The organism is Pedobacter zeaxanthinifaciens, assembly GCF_003313335.1.
Lineage (GTDB): Bacteria > Bacteroidota > Bacteroidia > Sphingobacteriales > Sphingobacteriaceae > Pedobacter > Pedobacter zeaxanthinifaciens.
Window position 1 is genome coordinate 161,409 of the sequence record NZ_QMHP01000007.1, and the last position, 16,364, is coordinate 177,772.

Annotated in this window: 9 protein-coding genes; 1 reads left to right on the forward strand and 8 read right to left on the reverse strand. The window is 38.2% G+C overall.

Features of this window, described 5'->3' with window-relative positions:
• Positions 1–3 precede the first annotated feature (3 nt).
• Entirely contained in the window at positions 4–411 is a 408-nt protein-coding gene (locus DUT68_RS12710; RefSeq protein ID WP_113638582.1) for a DoxX family protein, read from the forward strand.
• An 86-nt stretch (positions 412–497) separates the two neighbouring features.
• Here DUT68_RS12710 and DUT68_RS12715 read toward each other — a convergent pair whose 3' ends face one another.
• The 8 genes from DUT68_RS12715 to DUT68_RS12750 all read right to left on the reverse strand — a co-directional run bounded on the left by DUT68_RS12715 (position 498) and on the right by DUT68_RS12750 (position 16,346).
• Positions 498–2,006, reverse strand: coding sequence for a RagB/SusD family nutrient uptake outer membrane protein (locus DUT68_RS12715; protein WP_113638583.1), 1,509 nt, complete (start codon positions 2,004–2,006; stop codon positions 498–500).
• Positions 2,007–2,023: 17 nt separating this feature from the next.
• The gene (locus DUT68_RS12720) at positions 2,024–5,197 is read right to left on the reverse strand and encodes a SusC/RagA family TonB-linked outer membrane protein (protein ID WP_113638584.1); all 3,174 of its coding nucleotides are present in this window, start codon (positions 5,195–5,197) and stop codon (positions 2,024–2,026) included.
• A gap of 417 nt (positions 5,198–5,614) precedes the next feature.
• Positions 5,615–7,111, reverse strand: coding sequence for a RagB/SusD family nutrient uptake outer membrane protein (locus DUT68_RS12725; RefSeq protein ID WP_113638585.1), 1,497 nt, complete (start codon positions 7,109–7,111; stop codon positions 5,615–5,617).
• Positions 7,112–7,120: 9 nt separating this feature from the next.
• Positions 7,121–10,264 carry a SusC/RagA family TonB-linked outer membrane protein gene (locus DUT68_RS12730; RefSeq protein WP_113638586.1) on the reverse strand — a complete coding sequence of 1,048 codons (3,144 nt, stop codon included), beginning with the start codon at positions 10,262–10,264 and terminating at the stop codon, positions 7,121–7,123.
• A gap of 329 nt (positions 10,265–10,593) precedes the next feature.
• Positions 10,594–11,262, reverse strand: coding sequence for a hypothetical protein (locus DUT68_RS12735; protein WP_113638587.1), 669 nt, complete (start codon positions 11,260–11,262; stop codon positions 10,594–10,596).
• 79 nt (positions 11,263–11,341) lie between these two features.
• Positions 11,342–11,854: a hypothetical protein gene (locus DUT68_RS12740; protein ID WP_113638588.1), complete on the reverse strand. Its 513-nt coding sequence runs from the start codon at positions 11,852–11,854 to the stop codon at positions 11,342–11,344.
• Between the two features lie 11 nt (positions 11,855–11,865).
• Positions 11,866–13,323: a RagB/SusD family nutrient uptake outer membrane protein gene (locus DUT68_RS12745; RefSeq protein WP_198659595.1), complete on the reverse strand. Its 1,458-nt coding sequence runs from the start codon at positions 13,321–13,323 to the stop codon at positions 11,866–11,868.
• Between the two features lie 8 nt (positions 13,324–13,331).
• A complete protein-coding gene (locus DUT68_RS12750; protein ID WP_113638590.1) occupies positions 13,332–16,346 on the reverse strand; it encodes a SusC/RagA family TonB-linked outer membrane protein in 3,015 nt (1,004 codons plus the stop codon).
• Positions 16,347–16,364 lie beyond the last annotated feature (18 nt).

The window sequence follows — 16,364 nt, forward strand, 5'->3', positions numbered from 1 at the left end:
TATATGGCAATCCTAGATAACTTAGGCAAATACAGGAATACTGGCTTATTGATTTTAAGAGTTGGCGTAGGTGCCATGATGATGTTTCATGGACTTCCAAAAATTATGGGCGGACCAGAAAACTGGGCGGGCTTGGGCGGAAGCATGAAGGTAATTGGCATTAGTTTCTTGCCTACATTTTGGGGCTTTATGGCTGCCATTGCTGAAGGATTAGGCGGATTTCTTTTGCTGCTAGGCCTATTTTTTCGCCCAGTTAACATGTTGCTTACTTTTACCATGATTATTGCAGCACTTGTGCACATCAATAAAGGCGAAGGTATCATGGGCGCCTCTCATGCGATTGAGTTGGGCATTGTTTTCTTTAGCTTAATTTTCGTAGGCCCAGGAAAGTATAGCGTGGATGGGAAGTAAGGGGGGATTATTAAGCCTGAAAACTTGTGGCAAAAAAAATCCCAGAAGTATTTAACCCCTGGGATTCGTTATTGACCTATTCCTAATTATGGATTTTGCGGGCCAATATTCGGGTTTGCATTAATTTCATCTCTCGGTATCAAAAATAAAAATCTATTGTCCCCTGCCGGAATCTGCATTACGTTATTTACTGAAGTTGCCGTATAGTTTGGTACCGCAGTACGATCTAAAGGCAAGTTTAGCCTTTTTAAATCTAAATACCTAAATCCTTCGCCCCATAACTCTACTCTACGATTGACCATAATTTCATCAATTAATGCTTGGCCAGTATTCGTTGATTTTGTAGCAGTTAAGTCTCTTTTACTTACCAGCGCAAATAAGGCGTTTTGCGCCGCAGGGTCTTGCCCTCCACTTCTTGCATAAGCTTCCGCTAAAACCAAGTGCATTTCGGCACTTCTCATCCATGGGAAATCGCCCAAAGAAGGATCTCCTACAGTTTTTACTGAGAATTTTCTGCTCATATACGGTACTCTAACAAAAGCAGTCGTTGGAAGTGGAAAGTTTGTTGTGGTAGGAGCTGGTTCCCACATCTTTTTCCTCACATCATTTGCCCCAATCAAGTTATACAAAGCCGAATTAATTCTCTTAGGTGTTCCACGTTGATATGTAGTGTTAGCATTATACGCAATTTGTGCGTAATAAGACCCAAAAGTGTCACCCTGTTCTGTAGTAGGATTGCTTCCCCACATATATTCTGAAAGTGCGATATTATTAAAGCCAGTTTGGTAGTCGGCCTGACTCATCAACGGATAAGCATTTCCGTCAACAATCTCCTTAGCAAACTTGATTGCATTAGGATAATCTTGCATCGTTAAAGCCACCCTAGCACGTAATCCTTTAGATACCCAAACATTAATGTGAGTTTTGTTTGGCACGGTGGTTACGTTTAATGCAATTGCTTCATCCAAATCTTTAACAATTTGAGCGTATATAGTTTCAACGCTTACTCTAGGCATCCTGGAGTCTGTTGGCAAAAGAGGCATAGGAACTGCCAATTGTGTATTCGGTTTAGCCGCTGCATTATACCTGGTTCCATAAAACTGAACAAGATAAGAATAAGAATAAGCCCGTAAGGTTAATGCTTCTGCTTTGATTCTATTTTTCTCAGCCTGTGTGCCTTCGGCTTTATCAATATTCGCAATGATATAATTGGCATTGCCAATCATTCTAAAAAATGTGCGAAAGTAATATAAGTTACTTGCGTGAGTGTCTGTCCTTGCTGATACATAGGTTGCTTCGCCTGTTGAGGTAAACCAAGTGGCATTAGCTTGATGTAAATCTTCTCCCATGTGATCAATACCCAACAAAATACCAGCTACGCCCGGCTTTCCCTGAGCGTTACTACTTGTTGTAGTGGTCCTTTCGAACATATATCTATAAATACCATTCAACGCGACACTTGCATTAGCAGTAGTAGAGAAAATTGCGGCATTGTCAACTTTGTCGGTTGGCTGAGTTTCCAAATAATTCTTTTTGCAGCCAGAGGAAGCAACCAAAGAACCAGCCATCATAGTGTATAATACTATCTTCTTCATATGATTAAATTCTTAAATTAAAATGATGCGTTAAGTCCAATACTCAAAATTCTGGCTTGCGGGAACACATTCCCGTTAGTTCCGTCAAAAGATTCTGTCGGATTCAAACCTTTTCTTTTTGAGAATAGATGCAAGTTTTCCGCTGTAACGAATAATCTGGCACTTCTCAAATCAACTTTATTTAACATTGATTTTGGAAGGGAGTAAGACAAATTAATATTACGTAGTGCTAAGTAAGAAGCATCAATTAGCCATCTAGTAGACGCGGCATTGATATTGGTGGTATTACCTACATCATACCTCGGGATATTTGAAGTGGGATTAGTTGGTGTCCAAGCATTTAGTAAGTCTTTATGTAGTGCACCGCCGTAAGAAGCTCCGCCCATCAGACCTGCATATACCCCGTCGTAAAACTTTCCGCCTATTTGGTAATTTAATTGTACTGATAATGAAAAGTCCTTATAAGTGAAAGTATTATTCAAAGATCCTATCATATCTGGAATTGCTGTTCCCGATCTTGCAAACAAAGCGTTTGACTGTACAGTAACGTACTCCACACCATTAACAGTTCTTTTCGCTGTAGCGGCTATTGTCGTTGTGTAGTCTGGAATATATAGTGCTGCTCCATCGGCAGGATCCACCCCTGCATATTGTCTTAACCAAAACTGGTAATAGTCATAACCAACTTCTCTTCTTTTAGTTCCACTTATAATTGTTGGTGTTTCAGCTGGAAGCTTAGTAACTTTATTCTTTAAAAACGTAGCATTGGTCGAAACATTCCATTTGAAATTCGCAGTTCTGATTGCATCTCCGTTTAATGAAACTTCTAAACCTTGGTTATACATTGCTCCAACGTTCTGCGGAATAGAAGTAACAGGATCAGAAAGCGGTTGCGGCACATTAAACAGTAAGTCTTCAACATTTTTTCTAAAAAACTCAACTTCTCCGGACAATCTATTCTTAAATACCGAAAAACTTAGGCCGGCATTTAATGTGTTTTGCGATTCCCATTTAAGTGCAGGATTAGAAGCGCTAACTAATAGGGCCCCGGGTTCCGCCCCATTGTTCCATCCTAAGTCGTAAAATGCTCTATCGGCATAATAATTTTGATTTCCATCATTAAGCAGGGCTGCATTGCCCACTTCTCCATAAGAAGCTTTAAGCCTTAAATCATCTAACCAAGATATATTTTTGAGAAAATCTTTATTGACAGCCCATGATGCTCCCAAAGAATAGAAAACACCCCATCTAGCGCCAGCACTAAATCGTGAAGACCCATCTGTTCTTAACGATGCATCGAAGAAGTATTTTTCTTTGAAATTATAGGTTACTTTAGAGAAGTAAGACTCAATTCTGTCATTATCAGCCTGCCCACCTGATGAGTTATTTGTAACGAAATTAGGGAACTCAGTATTTCCTTGTAGGGTTAACTGTGTTCTACTTGCATTAAAAGTTCTATAATTATAGTCATAGTTTTCATGACCAACCAAAGCAGAAAATGAATGGTCTTTGATTCTCTTTTCGTAAGATAAAATTTGGTTAAACGTATAACTGCGAATTGTTGAAGTACTTTGAGACTTATATCCCTTTGATGTCTGACCATCTCCAACAATTGGATTCCAATAAGTCGCATTATTATTATTTCTAATATCGATGCTAATAGAAGGAGTAAATTTGAAATCCTTTAAAAACTTAATTTCTACAAACGATCTTGCTCCTAGTTGATTTCGTCTAGAAGAGTTTTCATTTAATAGCGTTTCATAAATAACGTGACGCCCTGGAGAAGCACCTTGAGGTCGAGTAAGCGCCCCTGGATGTAATCCATAGTCATACCATTGAGCCCCAGTAAGTGTATTAAAAATCGGCTGGCCAGAGTTGTCATATGCTCTTACTGGATAGATTGGTCCCATCCCTCTTGCAAAACTAAACGCGTTCACGAAGCTACTACCATTTCCGGTAGCCGCATCACTCGCATTATTTAAATTTGAGAATACACCAGACAAATTTAATCCTGTTTTTAGCCAAGATTTAACTTGTGAATTGACATTTACCCTCGCATTAAATCTCTTCATGTCCGAAGCAATAATAAAACCTTGATCATTTAAATAACCTAGAGAAACAAAGTAATCGGATTTGTCATTACGCCCTGAAAAATTTGTACTAGCATCCGTACGCTTACCGGCCCTTGTCATGGGCTTATACCAGTCAAAGTCGTTATACATTAAGCTTGCGCTGGAATTAAGTTTACCATCAGTTCCAACTAGCTGTGCTCCTGGAACATTAAACGGATTATACACCAAGTTAGTAAATACGTCGTTAGAAGCTTTGGTAGCTGCTGCTGCTTCCGTAAGTGCAGGGGATGCAGTATACATCAAATTGTTTTTTATTCCTTGCCAAACTAATGGGTAATACTGATAGGCATCTACTCTTTCATATTCTGGAATACCTCTTTCTGAATATCCCTGAACAATACTAGCGGTTAATGTTGGTTCGGTGGATTTTCCTCTTTTAGTTGTAATAATAACAACTCCATTTGCTCCCCTAGAACCGTAAAGCGCAGAAGAAGAGGCGTCTTTTAAAACAGATACGCTCTCAATGTCATTAGGATTGATATCGCCAAGACTTCCGTCGTATACAGAACCATCTAAAACATATAACGGATTACTAGATGCTGAAAACGAGCCAAAACCCCTAATCCTAATTGATGCAGATGCGCCTGGCTGGCCATTTGACGATAGCACGTTAATACCGGGTGCGGCGCCTTGCAATGCTGCAGTAAAGTTCGTGATTGGCCTATTCTCTAAATCAGCAGCAGAAATTGAGGATACTGAACCGGTGATTGCCTTTTTCTTTGTTGTACCATAAGCTACAACTAAAACCTCACTTAAATTTTTTGTGTCTGCCTCCATAGAAACATTGACCACATTTCCCGAACCAATGGCTACATCAGTTGCAACAAAGCCAAGCGAACTGAATTCGAGGATTTTTGCGCTAGCAGGAACTGAAAACGAGTATTTTCCATTTGAATTGGTAGATACACCGACATTAGTTGCTTTCACTTTCACACTTACTCCCGGTATGGGCAAACCATCTGCCTTGGAGGTAACCGTACCAGTAATTGTCCTATTTTGCGCCAATGCAGCGCTAGCCGCAAATAGCAAAATGAACAAACTTTGTAGAAGTTTTTTCATAAGTTTTTAAAAAATTTCGTTAGTTAATAATTAATTATGGATGCAAGATAGACACAACAAACTCGTTACGTCAAGTTTTTAGCCGACTTTCAAACAACCTAAAGTTTTGAAAAATAATACGTTATGATTTCAAAATCCTCGAAAATGACGACCATTTGTTGATTAGAAACTCTCTGAGCCTATTTTAGAAAACCATGTCTTATTCTAAATAAGAATATGCGTCGAAAATCCAAATAAGGTTGGATATCCATTAAATGGATAGAGGTTTGTGGTAGATAAGGTTGTCCTATGTAATTTTCCTCAATAGTATATTGAAAAATATTTGAGGTGAATGTATAAAAATAGCAGCTAGATAATCTAGCTGCTACCCAATCATTTTAACGATGTTATTTCTTCAATTATATGTCGAAAATCCATTTATCTCCAACCACCATTTGATGTATTAATACCATCTGCCTTTGCGACTGTGCCAAATGTATAAAATGGTGTGGCTACACGTAAGGTTTGGAGCTGCTTGGCAGGTATAGGAAAGTGTAACGGCGTACCCTTTTGTAAAAGGTTTAGCTTACGCATTTCAAAAAACTGCAAACCAACGCCCGTAGTATACATTTCCACATGTCTTTCCTGGTGTATAGCTTTAATCAAGTCATTAAGTACCGCACTAACATTCGGCAGCTGCCCTCTGCTTGTTCTAGTACCAGAATTGATAATACTTGCTGCACCCGCTAAATCAGGAGTACTGGAATAAATTCTCGCCTCAGCCTTCAACATATCGTTTTCAGATGCCATCACAACTGGTTTAGCACCGATAGCGGCAACATATATGTCATCGTATCTTTTGCTACGATATGAAGAAAAATGATAGTATCCTCTAGCTGCATTAAACCAATTCGATGGAATGTATTCAAAATCTGCATTCAACCTTTTATCTGAAGGATTTGTAGACTTTGCGGGATACGGAAAGGTAGAGCTATCATCCCAATGAGATGGTTGAGTTGCTGGATCCATTAAATTAACTACATACATATCTGCTGCTCCCCATCCATTGGCAGTGAGATAATCTCCAGCCTCGTCATACCATTTCACAGCTCCGTCCATCACTACCGAAAAATCAGTAGTAATACCTGCATCTGCATAGGCTTTCACTTTAGACCAGTTAACCGCCGCTAGCTGTGTCTTGTTACGAGGTGTGTAAGCCATTACGCGGGCTGCCATAGTGTTACATAATTTTTTAAATTCTAAGTTACTATAATCGCCTGCCGTTCCCAACCATCCCGAGGGTATGGTAAAACTATTTGATGATAAAGCAATAGCATCATCTAGGTATTTTACTGCTGCTTCCGCTACTTTTTGATAATCAGAAGCCGCTGCAAGATCTTCCCCCACCGTTTGCTTCTCATCAACAACAAAAGTTTTGTCAAAGATAAGTGCTAAATTACCATAGGCAACACCTTGTATAAATCTTGCAAATGCCTTCACTTTATTATTGTCGGCGCCCCCGTTGATTTGTAAACCTCCATCTACTGCCTTAATAACCAAATTCGCTGTGTTAATTGCGGCGTACATTTGATTGTACGTATAGTTGGTTACCGTATTATTGGTGTATGATGCAGAGTTATCCCAAGCATTGTTTCTTGGTTCGAAAGACATATCCCTCATTGCAAAATTACCCCAAGAACATGTCACATTATCTGCAGCCGTTGATAACATCGGCTTCACGCCTGATGCCGAGTTCTCGCCTTTGTACACAATGTTATAAAGCCCACTGGTTACATTAAGAACATCTGCCCCACTGGAATACACTTTTTTATAATCTGGCGTATTAGGATTTTCTACATCTAATAAGCCTTTTTTACAACTTGCTAGTCCTATAACAAATAGTAAAATATATGAACTAAGTTTTAACTTTTTCATGTTTAAAGTTTAAAAATCTAAAGTGAGTGAAAACGAAACGTTACGGTAATTAGGGTTGGCATAGATACCATCATAAGGCACCCTAATTGAGCCTACCTCAGGATCATAGCCAGTATAATTAGTGAAAGTAAGTAAATTACGAGCCAACACCCTGAAGTTCGCACCCTTAATTACACTTGTTTTAAAAAGATTTTGTAGTTTCTGTTTACTGAATGTATAACCAAGTGCCACTTCTCTTAACTTTAAGTAGCTGCCGTCTTCAACCCAATATGCATTAGGATCATTTTTATCGTACATACCTACGGACCAATAATCATAAGCTTTCTTTTGGCCAACCGGAACATCCGTCATATCCATGCGCTTACTTACGTAGTTAAATGCTAACCTCTGCTCTTTTCCATTATATACATCTCCGCCATTTTTCCAATCTAAAAGAACATATAGGGTAAATCCTTTATAGCTAACCGTATTTGAGATTCCCATATTAAAATTGGGGTTTCCATCACCAATTTTACCATACCAATCTGCTCCGTTTTCCTTCAGTCTAATTGGCAACTCAGATGGCGTACCCTGTGAACCTTTTGGAACAACATAACCATCGGAGTTTACCTCATAATCATTAATTGTTTTACCTGTAGGAAGCTGCCGAGACATAACATCGAGGGTTTTTACAAACTGATATCCGTACATGGCGCCGTAACTTTCACCTTCTTTTACATAAAACATGTATTGGTCACCAAGTGCTCCATCAGCAAAAACATAAGGAGCAATTGGTAAGCTCGTGATCTTTTGGCTGATTTTTGAAAAAACGACGTTAGTGTTCCATGAGAAATTCGGTTTTTTAAACCAATTTGCTCCTATACTAAACTCAAAAGTTTTAGATTTTACAGTTCCTGCATTTTGCCATTGATTTGGGAAACCATCATTTAAGAAAGGGATTAATGGAACATTTAAGAATTGGTCATCTGTTTTAGACGATGCGTAAGTTGCTTCAAAAGAGAATTTTTTGAGGAAATTAACATTCAAACCAATTTCGTTTTCTGTAGTTTTAGATGGCTTTAAATAGGTGTTACCTTTTTGAGAAGGTGATGCATTTCCGTTTGTCAAAGCATAAACTTCATACTGCCAACTAAAGTCAGGGCGGATACCTGCAGTTCCTCTTGCAGCTCTAATTTTAAGTTCGTCGATCCCATTAATTTTAACATCTTGGCTTACACGATAGGCTGCAGAAATCCTATAATATGGATTCCATCTAGAGTCTGGTCCAAAAAGTGAAGAACCATCATATCTAAACATACCATCCAACAATAACTTGTCTTTATAGTCGAGCCCTACAATTGCAAAATAGTTTTGTGCTCGCTCGGTTTGTTGCGAAGAACCCGCCGAGTTAATGGTTTCAAAGTTGTTAAAATTCTCTATCCCTGAAATTTTAAATTTCGACGCAGAAGTGAAGTTATTTTCCGTTTTACGGTTTTCATACAGATATGATAGCTTACCCTTTACGTTTAATTCGCTGCTGATTCGACCAGTAAGGTTTAATGTAAACTGGGTATTTTGATTATTAGTTTTTTTGTTGTTGATAGACATAGCACCATCAGTATATGACATACCGTTGGTAGCTGCCGTACCTCCTGATTGCGTCCAAAAATCTTTTGGTGTAATAACCGTGTATTTATAGTTTTCGGTTTCAATAGAATGAGATAAATCGAGGTTAGCCCATTTGGATATTTTTGCGTTAAAATTGTAGTTCCCCAACCACCTGTTTGTTACCTCACTACGCTTTCTTTTATACAAATCATAGAGCGGGTTGGTAGCTTCCTGATTAAAGTGGTTGGATCTTAGATAGTAGGGTTGACCATCTGGATTTGATCCACCTAAATTGATATCCTTTTCTTGCCTAGCAATAGCGTAAAAAATACCACCAGCATTATTTGCGCTCAACGCATCTCCACCGTTGGATGTACCAGGAAACTGCACGTTACGCAAAATATAAAGGTTTGACATACTAAACCTTAACCAGCTACTAATGTCCTGATCTAAATTTAACCTAAAGTTTTGTCTCTTGTATCCTTTTGTTAATGCAATTACTCCCTCCTGGGCATTATTTTCAAAAGAAGCATAGATATTACTTTTCTCGGACCTCGTTGCAATTGAAGCAAAGTTGGTTAAGTTTGAGCCTGTAACAAAAAATTCGCCCTGCTGATCAAATTCAACCCCATATGGATTATCTAAATAATGATCCGCATCTGGCGTCCTATTTCCAGAAATACCCGGGCTGTATCCTGCAGCTAAGTAATTAGCCGGATAGGTTACGCCATCATATTTGGTGTATTTTCCTTTATAAGTTTCCCAATCTGAAGCGAGTTTATAAATATGTGCATTCGCTGTTTCAAGCTTTTTAGCAATATTCTGGAAACCCAGCTCATTTCGTACCGTAATTGCTACATTATTTTGGTTAACAGCCTTACCTCTTTTGGTAATAATAGATATTACACCATTTCCAGCCCTAGAACCATATAAAGCAGATGCTGCCGCACCCTTAACAACTTCCATCGACTCCACGTCATCGGCATTGATATCAGCCAAAGAGCCAGAAATGATAACTCCATCTACTATAATTAAGGGAGCAGCGCTAGTATTCAAATTATTATCGGCTCTCAGCTGTATATCTAATGATTGACCAGGCATACCGCCATAAGAAGTAGCCTTTAGTCCAGCCACTTTACCAGTTAAAGCTGAGGTAAGTGAAGTGGGTGGTACTGCTGTCAACTGATCAGCTGAAATTTTGGTTACCGAAACAGTCATCTTCTCTTTAGTTGTAGCGCCAGCAACTCCAGATACAATTACTTCTTGCAACTGTTTAGAATCGCTGGATAGAGTGACGTTGATTACATTACTTGTGACGACTTTTTCGACGCTTGAAAAGCTAATTGCGCTAAAAATCAATGTAGAACCAGTATTTGCATTAATTTGATACCTTCCCGAGGCATCAGTGGCAACTCCTGTTGTTGTCCCTTTAACTTTCACGCTTACACCTGGTATTGGAAGTCCGTCTTCGTTAGAAGTAACCGTACCAGTAATTGTTCTATTTTGCGCCAATGCAGCGCTGGCTACAAATAGCAAAATGAACAAACTTTGTAGAAGTTTTTTCATAAGTTTTAAAAAGAAATTAGGTTAGTTAATAGTTAATTAAGTATGCAAGATAGATACAACAAGCTTGCTACGGCAAGTTTTCAGCCGACTTTCAAACAACCTAAAGTTTTAAAAAACAACGAGTTAACTAATCAATTATTTGATGTAACTTTTTAAAAATCAGCATTAAAAAGGATTTACATAAAACCATAAAAACACTCCATAAAGGAATAAATGTCACTTTAAAATCACGAAGAGTGTGAACGGCAAAACACCACTCAATTGCAAAAAAAAATGCCACCCAAATAGGTGGCATTCTCTACTATAATTAGCTTAAAAGTTAGCTGAAATTAATTTCCATTCATGTAAGCGAACAAACTAATAACGTCGTCTTTTTTCTTGAAATTATATTTATTTTTCTGCATAAACTCCTCAACCTTTGCTTCGTTTCCTTTAAAAAAATCAAGTATAGATTTTTTATCTAAAGTTATTGGTTTTAGTGTACCATCAGCATTTACTTTTGCGTAGTATTTTACGGCTGCAGATACACGTTTTTCTTTGTTTGCAGAATTGTAACTAGTTACGTCTACTATTTTCTTAATCTCTTTAGTTAAAAGGCTGAAATCTTTACCTTGTTGCAAAACTTGATAATAAACAGATTTACCGTTTTCAGGTATGTTAATGAATAAAGCACCAGCACCTGTGCCAGCGTTTAGGATGGTAAACTCTGAAACGATATTTACAAATTCCTTAAGTTCTTCGTCACTTGCTTTGTCTTTATACGTTAGCATATCCGCTACTTGATCATATTGAAGTAGCACAGTAACCTCTTTACTCGCCGAGCCAAACTTCACAATACCTTTTTGAAACTCTGCATTAAAATAAGGGGAGCCAGAAATATCTGTGTATCTCACATTTCTTAGTGGCCTGCCTAAGTTATCGGCTAGAAATTGGGCTTTAACAGCCACACTGCTTAATAGCAAAAATGCACCGAGTAAAAATTTAAAATTCCTTATCATAAAAAGATAAATTAGATATAAGCGTTAAAAATAAAAAAAGGCTCTTCTTTTTACAGAAGAGCCTTATAGTTTTTGGATTTTAGTTTCCTAAAGTAAGTGTAAACGTTTTGTAGTTTGCACTTGGAGCAACAGTACCATTTCCAGTTAATGTAACTCTTAATGGGAAAGTTGCAGTTCCAGCAATTGATCCTGGAATCATATCAACTAAAATATACCCAGTTGATGAGTTAGCTGGGATAGTTAACTTGTTTGCACCTACAGGTCTGAAGTTATAGTGTGTACCTGCAACTGCAGTGCTGCTTGTTTCAACTGCGAAACCAATTTCAGTAGCTGAAGCAGATTGCGGACCAACTAACTGAACGTAGATTGTGTCAGTTCCTCTTGTGTTAACATTAACTCTTCTAGACACCATTGTTTGTCCAGTTGAAGAAACGCCCATTGCAGCAAGCTTAGTTGTGTTAAATCCTTGCAAATGATTTTTAAATTCCACTACAGTAGGACCAGTGTAAGTTAATTCATCCTTCGGCATACAACCTACCATAATCGAGCCCAACAGTACAGCTGAGAATATGTATAAAATTACTTTTTTCATCTTTTAAAATTTTAGTATCCTGGATTTTTTTGAATCCCTAATAATTGTTCCGCATTTGGAATAGGGGCCAATAATTTGAAATCAGTTGCTACAATTGTACCTACACCAGTTTTAGCTGGTTTAGTGATACCACCAGCAAGCCTCTTAAGATCAAACCAACGATGTCCTTCGAAGAAAAGCTCTCTTCTACGCTCTTGCTGGATGAAGTTAACCACGTTGATATCTGTAGGTACGGTAACTCCAGTTGCATTTCTAGCTGCTCTCAATTGAGTTACTACAGTTGCAGCAGAAGCATATTGAGTTTGACCAGCTAAAGCCTCAGCTTTCAATAACAATAAATCAGCAAAACGCATCACTTTAGGGTTATCTGCGTAAGCACCTCTTGCTGCTGAATATTTATCAGCCCAGTTAAACAAAGGTGTTGGAGCTGCTGAGCTACCACCAAATTGGAAAATCATTCCCAAACGATCGTCACCTGTAGTGAAAAGTGCTCTTAACTCATCAGAAACAGTTTGTCCACCGAAAGTAGAGATACCGTTGTATCCATTTGGATGCGTATAAGTGTAAAGAGACTCGTTACTACCAGTTACACCACCTAATTGAGTTGCTGCATTGATAGATAATTCAAAAAGAGACTCAGGGTTAGGCAAAGCTTTAAAAGCAGCTACATACTGACCAGCGCCAGCTAATCTTGCTGCAGTATTTGCAGTGCTCATAGCATTGTCTAATTCAGTAACAGCCTCAGCCCAACGACCTGAATAAACATAAAGTTTACCTAGTAATCCATAAGCTGCACCTTTGTTCATTCTTAAAGTTGAAGCAGTAGCGCCTGATGAGAATAAAGCGATTGATGCTCTCAAGTCATCTTCGATACTTTTATAAACTTGTGCTACAGTTGCTCTAGGAGTTTGCTCAGCATCAGGTAAGCCTAAAGTAGCTTTCAAACGCAAAGGAACACTTTTGTCAAATCCTCCACCTGCAGTAGTAATGTTAGTTGGCTCATAACCGTAAACACGAGCTAAGTCAAAATATAACATCGCTCTTAAAGCTAATGCTTCAGCTTTAATTTGCGGTTTTTTAGCTAACGCAGCAGGGCTATTATCAGCAGAAGCATCAATAGTTTGAATAATGATGTTGGCATCATTGATCGCTGCATAAGCTGTAGTCCAAATATTGTAATGCGAGTTTACTTGGTTTGAGTTTTGTCCGATATACCTACCGTTTGCGTAAGTTAGCTCAGTGTAAATATTATCCGCCATTACATCTCCTAACAAGATGAAATCTCTTCCATAATAGTTAAAAGCAATTAATCTTGAATATACTGAGTTAAGTAATGACTCATAACCAACGATGGTACTCAATGCCGACTTATCAGAAATCTGATTTTTTGGCTCCACCTCTACCATTTTTTCACACGAGCTTACTAACAAGCCAAGTGCAAAACTTAATATTAAAAATTTCTTTTTCATCTTCATAATTATAAATCAATAGAAATACCTCCAGAAATTGTTTTAGGCTGAGCAAAGTTGTTCAAGTTGTTTCCTGTGTTCTCTGGATCTTCACCTCTATAATTAGTAATAGTTGCTAAATTCAATCCTTGTAAGAATACGTTCACACCTTGTAATCCCGCCTTAGATGCCCATTTCGATGGCAATCTGTAACTTAACGTAACTTGTTTCAAACGGATATATGATGATTTTTGGATATATCTTGATGACAAGTTAGTTGGATCGTAACCTCCTGGTTCAGTATAACCATCGTAAGCACGTGGAACACTTGTAATTTGACCTGGAGTAGTCCATCTATCTAACTGACTTGTTACTTGGTTCTCAATTGACATACCTGAAGCCTCTAAAATTTGAGCTGTTTGTAAGTAAGTTGAGTTACCATACTGATATTGGAACATTACATCTAAACTTAAGCCTTTGTAAGAGAAGTTATTGCTGAAACCACCAAACGAGTTAGGGTTAGCATAACCGATAATTGTATCGTCTGTATTAGCTAAAGGTACGTAAGTGATGTTATTGTTTACATCATAGAACATTGGTCTACCATCAGCAGGGTTAACACCAGCATATCTGAAGCTATACAAGATGTTTGTTGGTTTACCTACGATGTAAGAGTTACCAATTCTTTGCGCACCATTGTTAAGTTCGATTAACTTGTTTCTGAAGAAAGCAATGTTAAATGTAGTAGTCCATTTGAAACCATCTTTCATATCAACGTTTACAGTTGATAATTCAAGATCAAGACCTTTACCATCTAATCTACCACCGTTTTCACGAACTGAAGTGAAACCAGAGTTGATTGGTAAAGTACGATCTAATAATAGTTTTGTAGTTTTCTTTTGGTAAACATCAACAGCACCAGTGATTCTGTTGTTGAAGAAACCGAAATCTAAACCAAGACCAACTTGTTGTGTTTGCTCCCAAGTAAGTAATGGGTTAGCAATTTGAGATGGTCTGATAGCAGCAGCACCATTGTAAGCACCAGCAGCACCAGGAGAGGTGTATAATGCGATAGCACCGAAATCCGAAGTAGGTTGAGTACCCACAACACCAAAGTTACCTCTTAATTTCAAATCACTTAGGAAACCTACTGATTTCATGAATTCTTCTTCTGAGATTCTCCATCCAGCAGACACACCACCGAATAAACCGAATTTGTAGTCAGAACCGAATCTTGAAGAACCATCATACCTTAAGTTACCAGTTAGTAAATATTTACCTTTGTAATCATAGTTTACACTACCAATTAAACTGGCGATTTTAAAACCAGTAAAGGTTGATGTAGTAGCTGTTGGTGTAGCTGCACTGCTAATCAAAGTGAAAAGCGGGCTAGGAAATCCTTGTGCAGAAGCTCCAATTTGCTCTTGTTGATTTGATCTGAACTCGAAACCACCTAACACTGAAAAATTGTGATCAGAAATGGTTTTGCTATAGTTAGCAGTGATACTTGTATTATAGTTAAAGTTACGGATAAAGTTTTCCGCTCCTGAACCACCAATACCTGCATAAGCCGGGATAGATGATGGTCTGTAAGAGAAGTTTTTAGCATCAGCAAAATCCATACCTGCAAAAGCTCTCAATTTCAAATCTTTTAACAAGCTATAGTTTAATGCTAAGCTACCTACAGTTTGGAAACTTCTAGTGTTTTTCAACTCCTCGATAGTGTGCTGAATAATGTTGATATTCTGCGCATTTCTCAAGTTAGCTCCGTTTCTGTAAGTTCCATCAGGCATATAAATAGTGTTATATGGAGGGATAAATAATGCACCAGTAAATGGTGTATTAACGAAGAAACCTGCGTTTGTACTAGGACCAGAAGATCTAGTGTAAGCAATGTTCAAGTTACTTTCAACCGATAATTTATCGCTGATTTTGTGCTCGATGTTAGATCTTAAGCCTCCTTTTTTGTACTCAGACATCAAAACAACACCATCAGTGTTATTGAAGTTTCCTGACAAGAAGAACTTAGTTTTGTCGTTACCACCGTTAACAGATAAGTTATACTCGCCAAAGTTTGCTTTTCTGAACAACTCATTGTACCAATCAGTTGTAGTGAAAGAATCTGGCTTAGTAGTTTGTCCGTAAGATGCACTGTGGAAGTTGCTTAACGCAGTTGCTACCGGGTTACCCAATCTTAAAGCTCTGTTTACAACAGCTTCTCTACGTAATAGATAGTACTGATCAGAGTTTAAAGTTTCGTAAGGGTTGATTTGCTCGTTAACACCTTGTTGAACCGATAATTTCAAGTTTGTTTTACCAGCTTTACCTTTTTTAGTAGTTACCACAACTACACCATTTGCAGCTTGTGAACCGTAAATAGAAGCAGTAGCAGCATCTTTCAATACTTGGATCGACTCGATATCAGCTGGGTTTAAAGCAGCTAAAACGTTTTGAGTAGTACCTGTAGATAAACCACCTGGGTTAACTTGAACACCATCGATAACGTATAATGGATCTGCTGAACCATTAATTGTACCAATACCGCGAACCCTAACTGTGATACCTGAACCTGGCTGACCACTGTTAGTAGTTACCTGAACACCGGCAGCACGGCCTTGTAATGCTTTATCGAAAGATTGTACTGGCAATAAAGCGATTTGCTCACCAGACACACTTGATACCGCACCAGTTAATGATTTTTTAGTAGTAGACGTATACCCCGTTACAACAACTTCATTTAAGCCTTTTGAGTCAGCTTCTAATGAAACACTGATTGAAGTAGATGATCCGATACTTACAGTTTGAGGAGTGAAACCCAAAGAGCTGAATTCCAAAGCAGTTGCCGAAGCTGGCACCGATAATGAAAACTTTCCATTTGCTCCAGTAGACACGCCTACATTGGATCCCTTCACTTTTACACTCACACCTGGCAACGGCAGTCCATCTTCCTTAGAAGTAACCGTACCAGTAATTGTTCTATTTTGCGCCATTGCCGAAGCGGCAACAAAAAGCAAAATGAACAAACTTTGTAGAAGTTTTTTCATAAACTTTTTAAAAATTTA

What these genes read in the sequence shown, in the direction of transcription:
- DUT68_RS12710 (WP_113638582.1), top strand. Translation starts at nt 4, where the DNA reads ATGGCAATCCTAGATAACTTAGGCAAATACAGGAATACTGGCTTATTG.
- DUT68_RS12725 (WP_113638585.1), bottom strand. Translation starts at nt 7,111, where the DNA reads ATGAAAAAGTTAAAACTTAGTTCATATATTTTACTATTTGTTATAGGA.
- DUT68_RS12745 (WP_198659595.1), bottom strand. Translation starts at nt 13,323, where the DNA reads ATGAAAAAGAAATTTTTAATATTAAGTTTTGCACTTGGCTTGTTAGTA.
- DUT68_RS12730 (WP_113638586.1), bottom strand. Translation starts at nt 10,264, where the DNA reads ATGAAAAAACTTCTACAAAGTTTGTTCATTTTGCTATTTGTAGCCAGC.
- DUT68_RS12750 (WP_113638590.1), bottom strand. Translation starts at nt 16,346, where the DNA reads ATGAAAAAACTTCTACAAAGTTTGTTCATTTTGCTTTTTGTTGCCGCT.
- DUT68_RS12735 (WP_113638587.1), bottom strand. Translation starts at nt 11,262, where the DNA reads ATGATAAGGAATTTTAAATTTTTACTCGGTGCATTTTTGCTATTAAGC.
- DUT68_RS12720 (WP_113638584.1), bottom strand. Translation starts at nt 5,197, where the DNA reads ATGAAAAAACTTCTACAAAGTTTGTTCATTTTGCTATTTGCGGCTAGC.
- DUT68_RS12715 (WP_113638583.1), bottom strand. Translation starts at nt 2,006, where the DNA reads ATGAAGAAGATAGTATTATACACTATGATGGCTGGTTCTTTGGTTGCT.
- DUT68_RS12740 (WP_113638588.1), bottom strand. Translation starts at nt 11,854, where the DNA reads ATGAAAAAAGTAATTTTATACATATTCTCAGCTGTACTGTTGGGCTCG.